The organism is Massilia sp. CT11-137 (genome assembly GCF_047302885.1).
GTDB lineage: Bacteria > Pseudomonadota > Gammaproteobacteria > Burkholderiales > Burkholderiaceae_D > Telluria > Telluria orientalis.
Map to the genome: position 1 here is coordinate 895,598 of NZ_JBKYMP010000001.1, position 18,890 is coordinate 914,487.

Consider the following 18,890-nt stretch of genomic DNA (forward strand, 5'->3'; position numbering starts at 1 on the left):
TTCATGTTGCGCACACTGACCATCCGCGACTTCGTCATCGTCGATACGATCGAGCTCGAGTTCTCGAACGGCTTCACGGTGTTCACCGGCGAGACCGGCGCCGGCAAGTCGATCCTGATCGACGCGCTCCAGCTCGCGCTCGGCGGCCGCGGTGAGGCAAGCATGGTGCGCGAAGGCGCGGCCAAGGCCGACATCAGCGCCGACTTCGCGCTGACCCAGGCCGCGAGCATCTGGCTGGAACAGAACGAGTTCGAAACCGACGAAGGCGGCGCGCTGCTGCGCCGCGTGATCGACAACGCCGGCCGCTCCAAGTCCTACATCAACGGCATCGCGGCGACGGCCAGCCAGCTGCGCGAACTGGGCGAGCTGCTCGTCGACATCCACGGCCAGCACGCGCACCAGTCGCTATTGAAACTCGACGCCCAGCGCGCGCTGCTCGACAACCAGGTCGCCGTGCGCGACCCGGGTGCGACTGCGCAGGTGCAGGAAGTCGCGAGCGCGTATAAAGCGTGGAAGGCGCTGGCGCGCCAGCGCGAGGAATTCGAGACCAACGCGAAGAACGTGCTGCTGGAGCGCGAGCGCCTCGAGTGGCAGGTCGGCGAGCTCGATAAACTCGCGGTGAAGCCGGGCGAGTGGGCCGAGATCACGAATGAACACAGCCGCCTGTCGCATGCGGCGAGCCTGATCGAAGGCGCGCAGGAAGCGCTGAATGCGTTGTCGGAATCGGAACAGCCGATCCTGTCGCAGCTGTCGTCGCTGAACCTGAAGTTGTCCAAGCTCGCGGGTGTCGACGCGGACCTGCAGGCCGTGCTCGACTGCATGGAGCCGGCGCGCATCCAGCTGCAGGAAGCCGTGTACGCGCTGAACACCTATGTCGACAAGGTCGAGCTCGATCCGGACCGCCTGTCCCAGGTCGATGGGCGCATGGACGCCATCCACAGCACGGCCCGCAAGTTCCGCGTGACGCCGGAAGAACTGCCGGAAGAACACGCGACCCTGAAGGCCAAGCTGCAGCAACTGGCCGACGCGAGCGACGTGGACGGCCTGCGCAAGCAGGAAGAGAAGGCGAAGGCCGTCTACATGGCGGCTGCGCAAAAGCTGTCCGCGACGCGTGCGCAGGCGGCGCAGCGTTTGTCGTCGCAGGTGTCGGAAGCGATGCAGGAACTGTCGATGAGCGGCGGGCGCTTCGTCGTCGCGCTGAACCCGTGCGAGCCGGCCGTGTACGGCTGCGAGCAGGTCGAGTTCCTCGTGGCCGGCCACGCGGGCGTCGCGCCGCGGCCGCTGGCCAAGGTGGCGTCGGGCGGCGAACTGGCGCGTATCTCGCTGGCCATCTCCGTCATCACGGCGAACGCGACGACGGTGCCGACCTTGATCTTCGACGAGGTCGACACGGGCATCGGCGGCGGCGTGGCGGAAGTCGTCGGCCGGTTGCTGAAACGCCTGGGCCAGAGCCGGCAGGTGCTGTGCGTCACGCACCTGCCGCAGGTCGCGAGCCAGGCGAACCAGCACTTCCAGGTCGCCAAGGGCACGACGGATGGCGGCAAGACCGTGTCGCGCATCGACGTGCTCGACAACAAGGCCCGCGTGGAAGAGGTGGCGCGCATGTTGGGTGGCATCGAGATCACCGAGACCACGCGCAAGCATGCGCGCGAGCTATTGGCTTCCTGACCCATGGCATTCAACAAAGAACCGGTGCACGAGCACGGCACCGTCGCGAAGAATGCGATCGTCCTCGTCAACCTCGGCACGCCCGACGCGCCGACGCGGCCCGCGGTGCGCCGCTACCTGAAGCAGTTCCTGTCCGACCCGCGTGTGGTGGAGATTCCGCGCGCCGTCTGGAATTTGATCCTGCACTGCGCGATCCTGCCGTTCCGCTCGGGGCAGTCGGCAAAAAAATACGCGACGATCTGGAGTCGCGAAGGCTCGCCGCTGAAGGTCTACACGGAACGGCAGGCGAACAAGCTCCAGGCGCTGCTCGAACAGCGCGGCCACCACGACGTCGACGTGGCGATGGCGATGCGCTACGGCTCGCCCGCGCTGCCGGACGTGCTGGACGAATTAAAGGCGCGCGGCGTCGAGCGCATCGTCGTGCTGCCCGCGTATCCGCAATACTCCGGCACGACGACCGCGTCGATCTGGGACGCCGTCTTCGACCACTTCAAGAAGGTGCGCAACATCCCCGAACTGCGCCTCGTGAAGCACTACCACGACCACGAGGGCTATATCGATGCGCTGGCCGCGTCCGTGGAGACGTACTGGGAGACGCACGGCCGCGGCGAAAAGCTGGTGATGAGTTTCCACGGCGTGCCCAAGCGCACGCTGCTGCTCGGCGACCCGTACCACTGCGAATGCCACCGCACGGCGCGCCTGCTGGCGGCACGCCTGCGCCTGACGCCGGAGCAGTACATCGTGACGTTCCAGTCGCGCTTCGGCAAGGCCGAATGGCTGCAGCCGTACACGGCGCCGACCGTCCAGCAGCTGGCGAAGGACGGCATCAAGCGGATCGACGTCCTGTGTCCCGGTTTTACCAGCGACTGCCTGGAGACGCTGGAAGAGATCAACATGGAAGGCCGCCACGACTTCGAATCGAACGGCGGCCAGGATTATCACTACATTCCGTGCCTGAACGACAATCCGGCCTGGATCGTCGGGATGGCCGAGATTGCCGAACAGCACCTGATCGGCTGGCCGACGATGCTCACGCCCGTGCAACGCGAGGCGCAGCGTAGAGATGCGGAGACTGCGCGCGAGCACGCGGTGAAACTCGGCGCGTAGGGTGGGCGGCCCCGCCCACGCGGACGTATGCGGTTCGCCGGCGTCCGCGTGGGCACGGGTGCCCACCCTACGGCAGCCAACGCCGGGATGTTAGAATGCCACGTTTTGCGGCGCCGACCCGAGCTCCGCCAGGCAGATCGCAGCCAGCGCAAGCAGGGTGTAGATGAGCACGGCGCCGCTGATCAGATGCAGTTTCATGTTCTTTCCCATCGTGTCGATAGACGGATGTCTTAACGACACGATAGTAGAACGGCTGACTGTCGATGGTGACTACGAGCAAGTAAATCTTGTAACAAAAGAATACGCACATCTGCATATTAGTTCCGTGTCCCCTTGAAAATGTAGGCGAATGCCCAATATGGGGCGCTGTGTGACTGCAACAGTCGTCCAACCAATCAGCCAAGTCCTTGATTTCAGGAGTTTTTTCGATGCAAGACCAAGAAAACCAAGAGGTGAGCAATCAGCCGGAAGCCGCCGATGCGGCTGCACCCGCGGCAGCGCAGGCCGCACCGGCCAACGAGCCCGGCCTCGAAGAACAGCTGAGCGCCACCGAAGCCAAGCTGGCCGAGATGCACGATGCCTTCATGCGTGCCAAGGCCGAGGCGGACAATATCCGCCGCCGTGCCCAGGAAGATGTGAGCAAGGCCCACAAGTTCGCCATCGAAAGCTTCGCGGAGGCCATGGTGCCCGTGCGCGACAGCCTCGAGATGGCGCTGAAAGTCGAAGCGCCGACGGTCGAATCGATCAAGGAAGGCGTCGAGATGACCCTGAAGCAGCTCACCGCCGCGTTCGAGAAGAACCGCCTGGTCGAAGTGATGCCGCAGCCGGGCGACAAGCTCGACCCGAACAGGCACCAGGCCGTGGCCGTGGTGCCGTCCGACCAGGAAGCGAACACCGTGGTGGCCGTCCTGCAGAAGGGTTACATGATCGCCGACCGCCTGCTGCGCCCGGCCATCGTGACCGCCGCCGCACCGAAATAATGTTGCTGCAAGGCTGAATAAGCTCTTGAAACTACGCGACATTTCCCAATATTCGACACATCTGAAAACTTAGTACTAAAAAGGAAAATATTATGGGCAGAATCATCGGTATCGACCTGGGCACCACCAACTCCTGCGTGGCGATCATGGAAAATGGTCAGCCCAAGGTCATCGAAAACGCGGAAGGCGCCCGTACTACGCCTTCGATCATCGCTTATCAGGAAGATGGCGAGATCCTGGTCGGCGCGCCGGCGAAACGCCAGGCCGTCACCAACCCGAAGAACACCCTGTTCGCGGTCAAGCGCCTGATCGGCCGTAAATTCGACGAGAAGGAAGTCCAGAAGGACATCAGCCTGATGCCGTACACGATCACGAAGGCCGACAACGGCGACGCGTGGGTCGGTGTGCGCGACAAGAAACTGGCGCCGCCGCAGATCTCGGCCGAAGTGCTGCGCAAGATGAAGAAGACCGCCGAAGACTACCTCGGCGAAGAAGTGACGGAAGCTGTCATCACGGTCCCGGCGTACTTCAACGACTCGCAGCGCCAGGCGACCAAGGACGCCGGCCGCATCGCCGGCCTGGACGTCAAGCGCATCATCAACGAGCCGACCGCGGCCGCGCTGGCATTCGGCCTGGACAAGACCGACAAGGGCGACCGCAAGATCGCCGTGTATGACCTCGGCGGCGGTACGTTCGACGTGTCGATCATCGAGATCGCCGACGTGGATGGCGAGAAGCAGTTCGAAGTGCTGTCGACCAACGGCGACACGTTCCTGGGCGGCGAAGACTTCGACCAGCGCATCATCGACTACATCATCGACGAGTTCAAGAAGATCAACGGCCTCGACCTGTCGAAGGACCCGATCGCGCTGCAGCGCATCAAGGCTTCGGCCGAGCGCGCGAAGATCGAACTGTCGTCGTCGCAGCAGACCGAGATCAACGAGCCGTACATCGCCATGGCGAACGGCGCGCCGGTCCACCTGAACCTCAAGATCACCCGCGCCAAGCTGGAAGCGCTGGTCGAGGAACTGATCGCCAAGACCATCGAACCGTGCCGCGTCGCCATCAAGGATGCGGGCGTGAAGGTCTCGGACATCGACGACATCATCCTGGTCGGCGGCATGACCCGTATGCCGAAGGTGCAGGAAAAAGTTAAGGAGTTCTTCGGCAAGGATCCGCGCAAGGACGTGAACCCGGACGAGGCCGTCGCAGTCGGCGCCGCCATCCAGGGCTCCGTGCTGGCCGGCGACCGCAAGGACCTGCTGCTGCTGGACGTGACCCCGCTGTCGCTGGGTATCGAAACCCTGGGCGGCGTGATGACCAAGATGATCCAGAAGAACACCACGATCCCGACCAAGTTCTCGCAGGTGTTCTCGACCGCCGACGACAACCAGCCGGCCGTGACCATCAAGGTTTATCAAGGTGAACGCGAAATTGCCGCCGGCAACAAGGGCCTGGGCGAGTTCAACCTGGAAGGCATCCCGCCGGCACCGCGCGGCACGCCGCAGATCGAAGTGACCTTCGACATCGACGCCAACGGCATCCTGCACGTGGGCGCGAAGGACAAGGCCACCGGTAAGGAAAACAAGATCACCATCAAGGCCAACTCGGGTCTGTCGGAAGACGAGATCCAGAAGATGGTGAAGGACGCCGAGCTGAACGCGGAAGAAGACAAGAAGGTCAAGGAACTGGCCGAGTCGCGCAACCAGGCCGACGCGCTGGTGCACTCGACCAAGAAGTCCCTGACCGAATACGGCGACAAGCTGGACGCCGGCGAGAAGGAAAAGATCGAAGCCGCGATCACCGACCTGGAAGGTTCGATCAAGTCGGGCGACAAGGCCGAGATCGACGCCAAGGTGGCTGCGCTGTCGACCGCCGCGCAGAAGCTGGGCGAGAAGATGTACGCCGACATGCAGGCCCAGCAGGGCGCCGCGGGCGCGCAGGCTGGCGGCCAGCAGCCGGGTGCCGAGTCGGCCAAGCAGGAAGACGACGTCGTCGACGCCGACTTCAAGGAAGTCAAGGACGCCAAGTAAGGACGTCCTGGCGGGACGGACCTGATGCAAGGCCCGCCCCGCCGCCGCAACCCCGAGCCGAAGCGACCTCATGGTGCCCGGCTCGTTTTTTTGTGGTGTGTCCAACATCAGCGGGAGCGATTCGGCCGTTGTTTTTACGGCCGAGTCGCGCAAGCCCGACATGCTCACTGTATACTCGTATCCTTTTGGGCTGTGCGATCGCAGGTGTCAGCCTGGTCCGCCACAGTTCTTTTGTAGATAGACAGCAAGGTGCCGACAAATGGCAAAGCGTGATTTTTACGAGATCCTCGGCGTCGCGAAGACCGCTTCGGAAGACGAGATCAAGAAGGCCTATCGCAAGCTTGCGATGAAGTACCATCCGGACCGCAATCCCGACAACAAGGAAGCGGAAGAGAAGTTCAAGGAGGTCAAGGAAGCCTACGAGATGCTGACCAATCCGGAAAAGCGCGAGGCTTATGACCGCTACGGTCACGCTGGCGTCGATCCGAACGGCGGCATGGGCGGCGGCTTCGGTGCCGGCGGCTTCGGCGATGCGTTCGGCGACATCTTCGGCGACATTTTCGGCGGCGGCCGCGGCCGCAGTTCGGGCCCGCAGGTGTACCGCGGCGCCGACCTGCGCTATAACCTGGAAATTACGCTGGAACAGGCAGCCGCCGGCTTCGACACGACGATCCGCGTGCCGAGCTGGGACAAGTGCGACACCTGCCACGGCAGCGGCGCCAAGCCGGGCACGTCGCCCATCACCTGCACGACCTGCCACGGCCACGGCCAGGTGCGCATGCAGCAAGGCTTCTTCTCGATCCAGCAGACCTGCCCGAAATGCCACGGCAGCGGCAAGATCATCCCGGAACCGTGCGCATCTTGCGGCGGCGCCGGACGCATCAAGCGCAACAAGACGCTGGAAGTGAAAATCCCGGCGGGTATCGACAGCGGCATGCGCATCCGCTCGACCGGCAACGGCGAGCCGGGTACGAACGGCGGGCCGCCGGGCGACCTGTACGTCGAGATCCACATCAAGCCGCACACCGTGTTCCAGCGCGAAGGCGACGACCTGCATTGCGAAATGCCGATCTCGTTCAGCAAGGCTGCACTGGGCGGCGAGATCGAGGTGCCCACGCTGGGCGGCAAGGTTTCGTTCACGATCCCCGAAGGTACCCAGACCGGCAAGACCTTCCGCCTCAAGGGCAAGGGCATCAAGGGCGTGCGCTCGGGTTACTCCGGCGACCTGTTCTGCCACGTCGTGATCGAGACGCCCGTCAAGCTCACCGAGAAGCAGAAAGACCTGCTGCGCGAATTCGACCGCCTGACGAACGAAGGCGGTTCGAAGCACAGCCCGCAGAGCAAGGGCTGGATGGACAAGGTGAAGGACTTCTTCGAGTAAGATAGCGGATGGACCGCCGGGCGCGCGAGCCCCGGCGGTTTTTTTTGACCAGAATGTGGTCGATTAAACAAGTTTTAGAGCAAGGTAAAACGTCATGGCAAAGACCCCTACCGGCCTCACCGCCGCAGACCTCTTCGAACGCAACCGCCAATGGGCGGCGGCGATGATCCAGGAGGATCCTGATTTCTTCAAGGACCTGGCCTCCCAACAATCCCCGGAATACCTGTGGATCGGCTGCTCCGACAGCCGCGTGCCCGCGAATGAACTCGTCGGCATGGCGCCGGGCGAACTGTTCGTCCACCGCAACATTGCCAACGTCGTCTCCCACTCCGACCTGAACTGCCTGACGGTGCTGCAGTTCGCCATCGACGTGCTGAAGGTCAAGCACATCATCCTGTGCGGCCACTACGGCTGCTCGGGCGTGGGCGCGGCGCTGAACAACACCCGTGTCGGCCTGGCCGACAACTGGCTCGGCCACGTGCGCGACGTGCGCGACAAGCACGGCAAATACCTGGGCAATGTCGCCGGCACGGCCGCCACCAACCGTCTCGTGGAACTGAACGTGGCCGAGCAGGTCATCAACATCGCCCAGACCACGGTCGTGCGCGATGCGTGGGAGCGGGGCCAGGACATCACCATCCACAGCTGGGTCTACGGCGTGCATGATGGCCTGCTGCGCGACCTCGGCGTCACCGTCCGCAGCTACGACGAGATCCAGCCGAAGCTGGACAAGATCCTGCAGGGCTACCTCAAGTGACGGGCACGTCGAAACACCTACTGCGCGTTGCACTGCCGTTCTGCGATGCTCGCTGTACGACTCGTACAGCTGCGCTTCTCGAACAGCATTGCTGCCGCTCGCTACGGTTTTTCGAGGTGCCCTGATGCAGCCCGGCGGCGAACTTGACCAACTGCGCGCCATCGTGCGCCAGTTCGTCGAGGAGCGTGACTGGGACCAGTTCCACACGCCGAAAAACCTCGCGTCCGCGCTGACGGTGGAAGCGGCCGAGCTGCTGGAACACTTCCAGTGGCTGCAGCACGGCCGTGCGGACGAACTCGGCGCGGACAAGCTCGTGGAAGTGCGCCACGAGATGGCCGACGTGCTCGTCTATCTCGTGCGCCTGGCGGACAAGCTCGACGTCGACCTGCTCGCCGCCGTGCAGGAAAAGATGGTGCTCAACCGCGCCAAATACCCGGCCGACCAGGTACGTGGCGACGCGCGCAAGTATCACGAGTACAAGCGGTAGGCCGTGACGGTCAAGCCATCGCGATACGCACACGGTGGCTGGACGCGTGGGCGGCGGAGCCGCCCACCCTGCGCCCCGGTCCCTCGTCCGCCAGCCGGAACGTGCTGACCATCTGCTCCAGCTGACCCGACTGCACCTGGAGCGACTGCGCCGCCGCGGCCGCTTCTTCCACCAGTGCGGCATTCTGCTGGGTGACGGAATCCATTTCGCTCACGGCCTGGTTGATTTGCTGGATGCCGGCTTCCTGTTCCAGGCTGGCCGCGGTGATCTCGGCCATGATGTCCGTCACGCGGCGTACGCTGCCGACGACGTCTTCCATCGTCGCGCCCGCTTCGTGGACGAGGCGGCTGCCTTCGTTGACCTTGCTGACCGAATCGCCGATCAGCGTCTTGATTTCCTTGGCCGCGCTGGCCGAACGCTGGGCCAGGTTGCGCACTTCCGATGCGACGACGGCGAAGCCACGGCCCTGCTCGCCGGCACGGGCCGCTTCCACGGCGGCGTTCAGCGCCAGGATATTGGTCTGGAACGCGATGCCATCGATGACGCCGATGATGTCCACGATGCGGTTGGCGGATTCGTTGATCGATCCCATGGTCGTGACGACGTCGGCGACGACAACGCCGCCGCGCACCGCGACTTCGGATGCCGATTGCGCCAGCACATTCGCCTGGCGCGCATTTTCCGCATTTTGCTTGACGGTCGAGGTCAGCTCTTCCATCGACGATGCGGTTTCTTCCAGCGCGCTGGCCTGCTGCTCGGTGCGGCTCGACAGGTCGAGGTTGCCCGTCGCGATTTCGTCGGTGGCCGTGGACAGCGTCCGGGTGCCGTCGCGCACCTGGTGCACGATGGAACGCAGCGATTCGTTCATGGCCTTGAGCGCGGCCAGCAGCTCGCCCGTCTCGTCCTTCGTGTCCACCTCGATGCGGCTCGTCAGGTCGCCGGCCGCAACGGTCTTGGCGATGGCGATTGCCTGGCGCATCGGATGCGTGATCGAGCGCGTGAACAGCCAGCCGACGGCCACGGCGAGAAGGGTGGCGAGACCCGCCACGCCCCACAGCAGCATGCTCGCCTGTTCGTACCGGACCACGCCTTCCTTCTGGTCCTCCTCGTTGCGGGCAGTCTGGTAATCGACCATGTCGCCGATGGTTTTCTGCCAGGCCGCCACGGCCGGCACGACCTTCGTCTTGAGTTGCGCGAACGCTTCCTCGTTCTTGTTTTCCTTGCCGAGTTGCGTGGCCGTCGCGATCAGGGGCACGGCTGTCGCGCGGGCATCGGCGATCTTGTGCAGGAAGGTCTTGCCCTGCGGGCGTTTGACGAGATTTTCCAGGACCTGGTACGCGTGGTCGTAGTCTTTCCAGGCCGCGTCGACGCTTGCGGATTCGCGCGCGATGCTGGCGTCGTCTTCCGCCAGGATGACGTCGCGAATGCCCTGGGAAATGCGGCGCTGGGCGTCACGCATGCTGTTGGCGGTACTGAGCCGGGCATTGTTTTCGTCGACGACACGGCGCATCAGCGTGTTGATCGACGACATGTTGGTGAGTCCGGTCGCGGCCACGAGCAGCAGCAGCGCCACCATCAGGCCGAAGCCCAGGCCGAGACGCTGGCCGATTTTCAGATTGTTCAGCTTCATTGAATCTTTCTTTTTTTGAGAAGGCACACAACCGAGAGTCGGCGGTCAGGGGTGTCATTGAGAGGAACACGGTTCGAGGATGCGATCACAGCTTGCGGCGCGCTGACTCTTGCCGTGATTGCGTCGCCCAATGTAAGAGAGATAAGACTAAAATCTGAAGCGATTTTAGTAGGACTAGTCCTACAAGGCAATAAGTTGATTTCTTTGTGGAAATAGAACAACGGGAACAGAAAGGTGTGACTTACCGTTCTGTAAGGTAAAACGCGACCAGGCCGTCCACGTCATCGATGCCCAGGATGGCCAGTAGATGTTCGAGTTCCTGACAGAAGCAACGCCGTGTCCGGGGACGCTCGCCGGCAACCGCTTCCAGCGATTGCCGGATTTGCAGCATGGCCCAGAATCGCGTGGGATGGGCGCCGATGCCGCCGAGCAGCCGCTCGCCCAATCGGTCCAGTTCGGCCGCCAGCCGCGCATGCTCTGGCGCTTCCGGCCTCAGGTCGGCAAGCTTCGGCCCGGCACGCCAGGCGCGCAAGGCGTCCAGCGTGCGCGGCACGACGAACAGTGGCGCGTCCGTGATCCGCGCGGGCGGTCCGGACGGCATTCAGATCCCGCCCAGGCAGATGTACTTGATGACGAGATAGTCATCCATGCCGTACTTCGACCCTTCGCGCCCGAGCCCGGATTGCTTGACCCCGCCAAACGGTGCGACTTCGTTGGAGATCAGGCCAGCGTTCACGCCCACCATGCCGGATTCGATCTGCTCGGCCACGCGCCACACGCGGCCGATGTCACGGGCGTAGAAGTACGACGCCAGCCCATACTCCGTCGCGTTGGCCAGGGCGATCGCTTCCTCGTCGGTCTTGAAACGGAACAGCGGCGCCACGGGGCCAAACGTTTCCTCGTCCGAAATCAGCATCTGCGGCGTGACGTCGGCCAGCACGGTCGGCTCGAAGAAGGTACGTCCAAGCGGGTGGCGCTTGCCGCCGAGCAGCACACGGGCGCCCTTGCCGAGCGCATCGGCGATGTGGTGTTCGACCTTCTCGACGGCTTTTTCTTCGATCAGCGGTCCCTGGTTCACGCCCGGCTCCATCCCGTTGCCGACCTTCAGCTTCGCGACGGCGGCCGTCAGCTTTTCGGCAAACGCCTCATAGACGCCATCCTGCACGTAGATGCGGTTCGCGCACACGCAGGTCTGCCCCATGTTGCGGTATTTCGAGGCCATCGCGCCTTCGACGGCGGCATCGAGGTCGGCATCGTCGAACACGATGAACGAGGCGTTGCCGCCCAGTTCCAGCGACAATTTCTTGACCGTCGGCGCGCATTGTTCCATCAGCAATCGGCCGACCTGCGTGGAACCCGTGAAACTGAGCTTGCGCACGATGGGATTCGCGCACATCTCCGCGCCGATCGCTTTGGAGTCCCCGATCACGATCGAAAAGACGCCCTTCGGCACGCCGGCGCGCTCCGCCAGCACGGCCAGCGCGAGGGCGGAATAGGGCGTCAGCTCCGCCGGTTTCAGCACGATGGGACAGCCCGCCGCGAGCGCCGGGCCGACTTTACGGGTGATCATCGCGGCCGGGAAATTCCACGGCGTGATCGCGGCGCACACGCCGATCGGTTCCTTCGTGACGACGATCCGGCGGTCGCGCGCGGGCGATTCCAGCACGTCGCCCTCGATGCGCTTGGCCTGTTCGCCGAACCATTCCAGGAACGAGGCGGCGTACGCGATTTCTCCCTTCGATTCGGCCAGCGGCTTGCCCTGTTCGGCCGTCATGATGGCGGCCAGGTCGTCCGCGTTGTCCAGCATCAGGTCGTTCCACTTGCGCAGGACGAGGGCACGTTCGCGCGCCGTCTTCTTGCGCCACGCGGGCCAGGCCGCCTGTGCCGCATCGATGGCGCGCCGGGTTTCCTGTGCGCCCATGTGTGGCACGGTGCCGAGCGTTTCTCCGGTGGCGGGGTTGATCACGGGGACGGTCTTGCCGTCGTCGGCGTCGCACCAGGCGCCGTCGATGTACGCCTGCTGGCGCAGCAGGGAAGAATCATTGAGGTTCAGCATGGGTTCCTCGTTGTCATGTCGTTCGGGCGGGAACAACATAGCACGATGCTCGCCAAGGCCTCGTTTGTGTTGGCATCGTTCTTCAGTTGACGTTAAGCTTTTGCTACGGGTTACAACCGCGAACCCGCTCGACTAGCAGATCCCAGGAAGCGTTTGCAATGGGAACGCGGTTTCCTTGATCTGAAACAACGGCCACTCGCATTCGGACCACTTTGTACGTATGATGGTTCCTGTGCGCTCACTACAAGGTAGAGACCATGCGCCCGATCGTTTTCGTCCCCGCTTGCACCCGCGATTTCGGTGAACACCCGTACCACGCGGCCCAGCACAAGTATGTCGACGCCGTCGTCCTCGGTGCCGACTGCGCCCCGCTGATCCTGCCGTCGCTGGGGGAGGCGCTCGACCTGGAAACGATGCTCGCGCTGTGCGACGGGATCATGCTGACCGGCTCGGCATCGAACGTTCATCCCAGCTATTACTCCGAAGAATTGCTCGACCCGTCGCTGCCGCAAGACCCGGCACGCGACCAGACCACGTTGCCGCTGATCCGCGCGGCCGTGAAACGCGGCATCCCGATCATCGCAATCTGCCGTGGTTTCCAGGAAATGAACGTGGCGCTGGGCGGCAGCCTGTTTCAGGCGGTGCAGGCGGTACCCGGGCACTTCGATCACCGCGAGAATCCCGAACTGGGCATGGACGAGCAGTACGGCGACGCGCACAAGGTGCAGCTCGTCGAAGGCGGCATGCTGCACCAGATCATCGGTCTGCCGGAAATCCCCGTGAATTCCCTGCATGGCCAGGGCGTGAACGAACTGGCGTCGGGCCTCGTCGTTGAAGCGACGGCGGAAGATGGGCTCGTGGAAGCCTTCTCGGTGAAGGACGCGCCCGGTTTTACGCTGGCCGTGCAATGGCATCCGGAATGGCGCATCGTCCACAATCCCCATTCGATGAAGATGTTCGGCGCATTCGGCGCCGCCTGCCGCGCCTACAGATCAACGAAACGGACACCATCATGACCCCCGACGCGACATGGGCGGTCACGCCTGTCCCATAGCTTCCCTGATCTCTGCTCGATCCCACGCAGCCCGCGGGCGGCGCGTTTGCGCTCGCGTGCAATCCATTAACGGACAGAGGAAACATCATGGCTATCCGCGACAATTTTTCGTACAACGACATGGACGAGTGGCTCAACGGCAAACGAGTCACCGAAATCGAATGCCTGGTGCCCGACCTGACGGGCGTCGCGCGTGGAAAAATCCTCCCGCGCGTGAAATTCACCGAGGACCGCGGCATGCGCTTGCCGGAAATCGTGCTGGGCATGACCGTGACGGGCAATTCGCCGTCCGACGACGACGCGTTCGACCGCGCAATCTCCACCACCGACCGCGACATGATCCTGAAGGCCGACCCGGGCACGATCACGATGGTGCCGTGGGCCGTCGATCCGACGGCGCAGGTGATCCACGACTGCTATTTCTCCGACGGCAAGCTGGTTGATTTCGCGCCACGCAGCGTGCTGCGCCGCGTGCTGAAGCTGTACGAGAAAAAGGGGTGGAAGCCGCTCGTCGCGCCCGAACTGGAGTTTTACCTGACGGCGAAAAACATCGACCCCGACCTGCCGCTGGCCGCCCCGATCGGCCGCAGCGGGCGCTCCGAGACGAGCCGCCAGGTCTACAGCATCGACGCCGTCAACGAATTCGACCCGCTGTTCGAAGACATCTACGATTACTGCGACATGATGGGCCTCGACGTCGACACCCTGATCCACGAGATCGGCGCCGGTCAGATGGAAATCAATTTCCAGCACGGCGAACCGCTGGGCCTCGCCGACAAGGTCTTCTACTTCAAGCGCACCCTGCGCGAAGCGGCTTTGAAACACGACATGTACGCCACCTTCATGGCCAAGCCGATGGCTGGCGAGCCCGGCTCGGCGATGCACGTGCACCAGAGCGTCGTCGACGCGGAATCCGGCCGCAACATCTTCAGCAATGTGGATGGATCGCCGTCCGACCTGTTCCGCCACTACATCGGCGGCCTGCAGAAATACATGCCCTCCGCGATGGCGATCGTCGCGCCGTACGTCAATTCCTACCGCCGCATCGTGCGCCACACGGCCGCCCCGATCAACCTGCAATGGGGCGTGGACAACCGCACCGTGGGCTTCCGCGTGCCCGTGTCCGGCTCGCAGGACCGGCGCGTGGAAAACCGCGTGATCGGCGCCGACGCGAATCCGTATCTCGCGCTGGCCGTCACCCTGGCGTGCGGCTACCTCGGCATCCAGGAACAGCTGGAACCGACACCGATGGTCGAAGGCAGCGCCTACAAGATGAAGGTCGAGCTGCCGCAAGGCCTGTCCGAAGCGCTGACCCTGCTGCGCGGCGAAGACCGCCTGCGCGACATCCTCGGCGAGCGCTTCGTCGACGTCTATTCCGCGGTCAAGGAGCTGGAGCACCAGGAATTTATGACGGTCATTAGCCCGTGGGAACGGGAGCACCTGTTACTGCACGTATGACCATGCGACGACGACGACAAGGAGATCATCATGACTTTCGACACCATGGCATTCGAGGCAGGCCTGCGCGCGCCGGTCCGTGAGGACCATGACACCCGCACATTGCAACAGCTCGACAGCGCCCACTTCCTGCATCCGTTCACCGACCACGGTGCCCTGAGCGCGAAGGGCGCGCGCGTGATGGTGCGCGGCGAGGGCATTTATTTATGGGATTCCGACGGGCATAAAATTATCGACGGCATGTCGGGCCTGTGGTGCGTGAACGTGGGCTATGGCCGCACGTCCATCACGCAAGCCGTCTCACGGCAGATGGATGTTTTACCGTTCTACAACAGCTTCTTCAACACGACGAACGTGCCGGCCGTGAGGCTGGCGGAAAAGCTGGCGAGCCTGGCACCGCCCGGCTTCGAGCACGTGTTCTTCACGAGCTCCGGCTCGGAGGCGAACGACACCGCGCTGCGCATGGTGTGGCGCTACTGGCAGCTGATGGGGCAGCCGGACCGGCAGATCGTCATCAGCCGGCGCAACGCCTATCACGGCAGCACGATTGCCGGCGCGTCGCTGGGCGGCATGGCGGCGATGCATGGCCAGGGCGCGCTGCCGATCCCGCACATCCACCACATCGAGCAACCGCATTTCGGCGAGCACGGCCGCGGCTTGTCCGAAGCGGAATTCGGGCTGCTGGCCGCGGACTGGCTCGAACGGAAGATACTCGAATTGGGGCCGGACAAGGTTGCCGCGTTCATCGGCGAACCGGTGCAGGGCGCGGGCGGCGTCATCATCCCGCCGCAGACGTACTGGCCGCAAATCCAGCGGATCTGCGACAAGTACGGCATCCTGCTCATCTCGGACGAGGTCATCTGCGGCTTCGGCCGGCTGGGCACGTGGTTCGGCAGCGAGCGCATGGGCACGCGGCCGGATTTGATCCCGTTCGCGAAGGGCGTCACGTCCGGCTATGTGCCGCTGGGCGGGGTGCTGGTCGGAGAGCGGGTGGCGCGCGCGCTGATCGAGCGCGGCGGCGACTTCAACCACGGTTTCACCTATTCCGGCCACCCCGTCGCGTGCGCGGCGGCGCTGGAAAACCTGCGCATCATCGAGGACGAGAAACTGGTCGACAAGGTCGCGCGCGAGACGGGGCCGCATTTGAAAGCCGCGTTCGCGCGGCTGGCCGAGCATCCACTCGTCGGACACGCGGAGAGCATCGGCATGACCGCCGGCCTGAACCTCGTGCGCCGCAAGGGCGCGACGGTGCACGACTGCGAACCGTTCGCACGCGACCTGGCGGCGGGGATGGTGTGCCGGCAGCACATGTTCGACAACGGCGTCATCATGCGCGCCGTCGGGGACCGGATGATCGTCGCGCCACCGCTCGTGATGACTTGCACGCAGGTCGACGAGATGGTGGCGCGGATACGGGATTGCCTCGACCTGACGCTGAAGGATGTGACCGGACGGGGATGGATGGACTAACCGCGTGCGGGGTGGGCTCGGGGAGCCCACCCTTGTATTATCCTTCTGAGCAATTTGCTTACCTGAGGGGCACCTCAGGTTCTGAGCAGCTGGATGCCGAGCCCACCCTTTGGCACGAGCCAGTTTCGTAGATTTCGCACCAGCTGCTCTCCCTCGTTCGAAGATCGGACAGTATCTTTGGCCCGGCTAGCCGTGAGCCCGTATTTCGCAAGGTGGATCAGAAGAGGATATCGATGCAAGAGTGGTACCTGGGAATTGACGTTGCCAAGAAAAAGCTCGACTGCGCGCTGCGCCAACCGGACGGCAAGCACAAGCACAAGGTTTTCGACAATACGCCCAACGGATTTAAAGAGTTACAACAATGGATTTGCAGCTTTGACGTGCCCCAGCTTCACGTCTGCATGGAGGCTACCGGGGTGTACTGGGAAGCCGTCGCCGAGTATCTGGCGAACCATCGGTACGTGGTCAGTATCGTCAATCCGGTGCAGATCAAAGCGTTTGGTGCGTCGCGTCTTGTCAGGACCAAGACTGACAAGGTCGACGCGAAGTTGATCGCTGATTTCTGCAAGGAGAGTCGGCCGGAACCGTGGAAGGCCCCGTCTTTGCAAGAACAAGAGTTACGGGCCATGGTGCTGCGCCTGGACGCTCTTCAGGAGATCCGGACTCAGGAAAGTAATCGTCTCGAAGTGGCGCGTGAAGCCGTCAAGGACGGCATTACATCCCATATCGTCTGGCTTGACGAGGAAATCGCGCATCTCAGCAAGAAAATTCGCGATCACATCGACAGCGATCCCGATTTGAAGGACCGGAAAGCGCTGCTGGACAGCATTCCTGGCGTCGGTGAACGTACGATCGCATTGCTGCTGGCTTTTTCGCTCGCTCCAGGCCGGTTCGCGAACGCCCGACAGGTGACTGCCTATGCCGGGCTCGATCCGCGGCATCATGAGTCAGGCAGCAGCGTTCAAGGAAAGACACGCATCTCCAGGGTCGGTCACAATCTGATCCGGAAAGGCTTGTACATGCCGGCTATGGTCACGTTGTATCGAACGAACTGGGGAAAGCGCTTCCTCGCTCGTCTGTCCAGCGCTGGAAAAAAGCCCATGGTCATTATCGTCGCCATGATGAGAAAGCTGCTTCATGTCGCCTTCGGCGTGCTGAAGTCCGGACAAAAGTTCAATCCAGACCTGCACGCCGCTTGACCGGGATAACAGTATCTACGGCTAACCGCGTGCGGCGTGGGCACCCCGTGCGCACGCTATGCGATTACACGCTGAGCGCCGTCTTGTGCGGCTCGTGACGGTTCTTGAGGACCTGCGGCGCCAGCGAGCCGACGAACATGCCCGCGAACGCCGCCAGCAGGCCCGCCAGCTGGCCCGGGAAGACTTCGCCCAGCGGCGAGATCTGCGGGAAGAACACGATCCACGTGGCGATGCCGGCGACCAGCGACAGGATCGCGCCCTGCGTCGTCGCGCGCTTCCAGTACAGGCCGGTGACGAGCGGCACGAAGGCGCCCACGAGCGTCACCTGGTACGCGGACGACACGAGGTCGTAGATCGACGTGCCCTTCATCGCGATGGCGTAGGCCAGCACGAGCGAGGCGAACACGACGATGGTCACGCGCATCGCGAGCAGTTGCTGGCGGTCGCTCATGCCCGGGCGCAGGTTTTTCAGGATGTTTTCCGTGAAGCTCGTCGACGGGGCGAGCAGCGTGGCGGATGACGTGCTCTTGATGGCGGACAGCAGGGCGCCGAAGAACAGGATCTGCATGATCAGCGGCATCTTCGTCATCACGAACGTGGGCAGCACGCGCTGGTAATCGCTCTTGGCCAGTTCCAGCGCATCATTGCCCATCACGATCACGGCACACGCGACGACGAACATCGGCACGAACGCGAAGATGATGTAGCTGGCGCCGCCGATCACGGCGCCGGCGCGCGCGGTCGGAGCGTTCTTGGCGGACATCACGCGCTGGTACACGTCCTGCTGCGGAATCGAGCCCAGCATCATCGTCACGGCCGAGCCGACGAAGAAGGCGATGTCGGTGAACTTCGGCTCCGGCAGGAAGTGCCACAGGTTCGCGTTGTTGGCCATGTCGATGACGGCACCGGTGCCGCCGGCCAGCTTCGCCGAGAACACGGCGATGATGGACAGGCCGACCACGAGCACGATCATCTGGATGAAGTCGGTGATCGCGACGGCCAGGAAGCCGCCGATGACGACGTAGATCAGCACGGCGAGCGTGCCGACGATCATGCCGGCCGTCTCCGACATCGCGCCGCCCGTCAGCACGGAAAACACGAGGCCCAGCGCGGTGATCTGCGCCGCGACCCAGCCGAGGTAGGACAGGATGATCGCAGCCGAGCAAAAGACTTCGATGCCCTTGCCGTAGCGGGCGCGGTAGTAGTCGCCGATGGTCAGCAGGTTCAGTTTATAGAGGCGGGCGGCGAAGAACAGGCCGACGAGAATCAGGCAGGTGCCGGCGCCGAACGGGTCTTCCACGAGCGCGCCCAGGCCGCCCTGCACGAATTTCGCCGGGATGCCCATCACGGTTTCGGCGCCGAACCAGGTGGCGAACGTCGTCGTGATGACCATGATCAGCGGCAGGCTGCGGCCGGCGACGGCGAAGTCGGACGTGTCCTTGATCCGCGTGCCGGCCCAGACGCCCAGGCCGAGCGTGCCGAGCAGGTAGAGCACAACGGACGTAATCAGAATAGTGTTCATTAAATGCTCCGCGGCAGGCGATTAACTGAAATTACGGCGGGGAAAAATTCGCGATTATAGCGGCAGAAATCGGCATTTGGATCGATTT

The 18,890-nt window shown here is 63.4% G+C and carries 15 protein-coding genes; 11 read left to right on the forward strand and 4 right to left on the reverse strand.

Annotated elements, in window-relative coordinates; genetic code table 11:
• The first annotated feature begins 3 nt into the window (after positions 1–3).
• The 7 genes from recN to ACEN98_RS04090 all read left to right on the forward strand — a co-directional run bounded on the left by recN (position 4) and on the right by ACEN98_RS04090 (position 8,413).
• Positions 4–1,668, forward strand: a complete 1,665-nt coding sequence (recN, locus tag ACEN98_RS04060; protein WP_413336955.1) for a DNA repair protein RecN — start codon at positions 4–6, stop codon at positions 1,666–1,668.
• Between the two features lie 3 nt (positions 1,669–1,671).
• Complete coding sequence (gene hemH / locus ACEN98_RS04065) at positions 1,672–2,775, forward strand: ferrochelatase (protein ID WP_413381617.1); 1,104 nt, start codon at positions 1,672–1,674, stop codon at positions 2,773–2,775.
• Positions 2,776–3,203: 428 nt separating this feature from the next.
• Positions 3,204–3,755, forward strand: coding sequence for a nucleotide exchange factor GrpE (gene grpE / locus ACEN98_RS04070; RefSeq protein WP_413381620.1), 552 nt, complete (start codon positions 3,204–3,206; stop codon positions 3,753–3,755).
• A gap of 92 nt (positions 3,756–3,847) precedes the next feature.
• On the forward strand, positions 3,848–5,788 hold the full coding sequence (gene dnaK, locus ACEN98_RS04075) for a molecular chaperone DnaK (RefSeq protein WP_413381623.1): 1,941 nt from the start codon (positions 3,848–3,850) through the stop codon (positions 5,786–5,788).
• Positions 5,789–6,047: 259 nt separating this feature from the next.
• Positions 6,048–7,169 (forward strand): molecular chaperone DnaJ, encoded by a 1,122-nt coding sequence (dnaJ, locus tag ACEN98_RS04080; RefSeq protein WP_413336951.1) that lies wholly within the window; start codon positions 6,048–6,050, stop codon positions 7,167–7,169.
• A 94-nt stretch (positions 7,170–7,263) separates the two neighbouring features.
• Positions 7,264–7,926, forward strand: coding sequence for a carbonate dehydratase (gene can, locus ACEN98_RS04085; protein ID WP_413336950.1), 663 nt, complete (start codon positions 7,264–7,266; stop codon positions 7,924–7,926).
• Positions 7,927–8,050: 124 nt separating this feature from the next.
• Positions 8,051–8,413, forward strand: a complete 363-nt coding sequence (locus tag ACEN98_RS04090; RefSeq protein WP_413381626.1) for a nucleotide pyrophosphohydrolase — start codon at positions 8,051–8,053, stop codon at positions 8,411–8,413.
• Between the two features lie 10 nt (positions 8,414–8,423).
• Here ACEN98_RS04090 and ACEN98_RS04095 read toward each other — a convergent pair whose 3' ends face one another.
• From ACEN98_RS04095 to ACEN98_RS04105, 3 genes are all read right to left on the reverse strand, one after another.
• Positions 8,424–10,043 carry a methyl-accepting chemotaxis protein gene (locus ACEN98_RS04095; protein WP_413381629.1) on the reverse strand — a complete coding sequence of 540 codons (1,620 nt, stop codon included), beginning with the start codon at positions 10,041–10,043 and terminating at the stop codon, positions 8,424–8,426.
• A gap of 241 nt (positions 10,044–10,284) precedes the next feature.
• Positions 10,285–10,644 carry a hypothetical protein gene (locus ACEN98_RS04100; RefSeq protein WP_413381632.1) on the reverse strand — a complete coding sequence of 120 codons (360 nt, stop codon included), beginning with the start codon at positions 10,642–10,644 and terminating at the stop codon, positions 10,285–10,287.
• Entirely contained in the window at positions 10,645–12,099 is a 1,455-nt protein-coding gene (locus ACEN98_RS04105) for an NAD-dependent succinate-semialdehyde dehydrogenase (RefSeq protein ID WP_413381635.1), read from the reverse strand.
• Between the two features lie 257 nt (positions 12,100–12,356).
• Between ACEN98_RS04105 and ACEN98_RS04110 the strand changes: the two genes are divergently transcribed.
• The 4 genes from ACEN98_RS04110 to ACEN98_RS04125 all read left to right on the forward strand — a co-directional run bounded on the left by ACEN98_RS04110 (position 12,357) and on the right by ACEN98_RS04125 (position 17,280).
• Positions 12,357–13,115, forward strand: coding sequence for a gamma-glutamyl-gamma-aminobutyrate hydrolase family protein (locus ACEN98_RS04110; protein WP_413381638.1), 759 nt, complete (start codon positions 12,357–12,359; stop codon positions 13,113–13,115).
• A gap of 125 nt (positions 13,116–13,240) precedes the next feature.
• On the forward strand, positions 13,241–14,611 hold the full coding sequence (locus tag ACEN98_RS04115; protein ID WP_056124109.1) for a glutamine synthetase family protein: 1,371 nt from the start codon (positions 13,241–13,243) through the stop codon (positions 14,609–14,611).
• Positions 14,612–14,641: 30 nt separating this feature from the next.
• Positions 14,642–16,081, forward strand: coding sequence for an aspartate aminotransferase family protein (locus ACEN98_RS04120; RefSeq protein WP_413381641.1), 1,440 nt, complete (start codon positions 14,642–14,644; stop codon positions 16,079–16,081).
• 233 nt (positions 16,082–16,314) lie between these two features.
• Positions 16,315–17,280: an IS110 family transposase gene (locus ACEN98_RS04125; RefSeq protein ID WP_413381644.1), complete on the forward strand. Its 966-nt coding sequence runs from the start codon at positions 16,315–16,317 to the stop codon at positions 17,278–17,280.
• Positions 17,281–17,344: 64 nt separating this feature from the next.
• On the opposite strand, the gene ACEN98_RS04130 is transcribed toward ACEN98_RS04125, so the two are convergent.
• The gene (locus ACEN98_RS04130; RefSeq protein WP_413381647.1) at positions 17,345–18,802 is read right to left on the reverse strand and encodes a sodium:solute symporter family protein; all 1,458 of its coding nucleotides are present in this window, start codon (positions 18,800–18,802) and stop codon (positions 17,345–17,347) included.
• Positions 18,803–18,890: the final 88 nt, after the last annotated feature.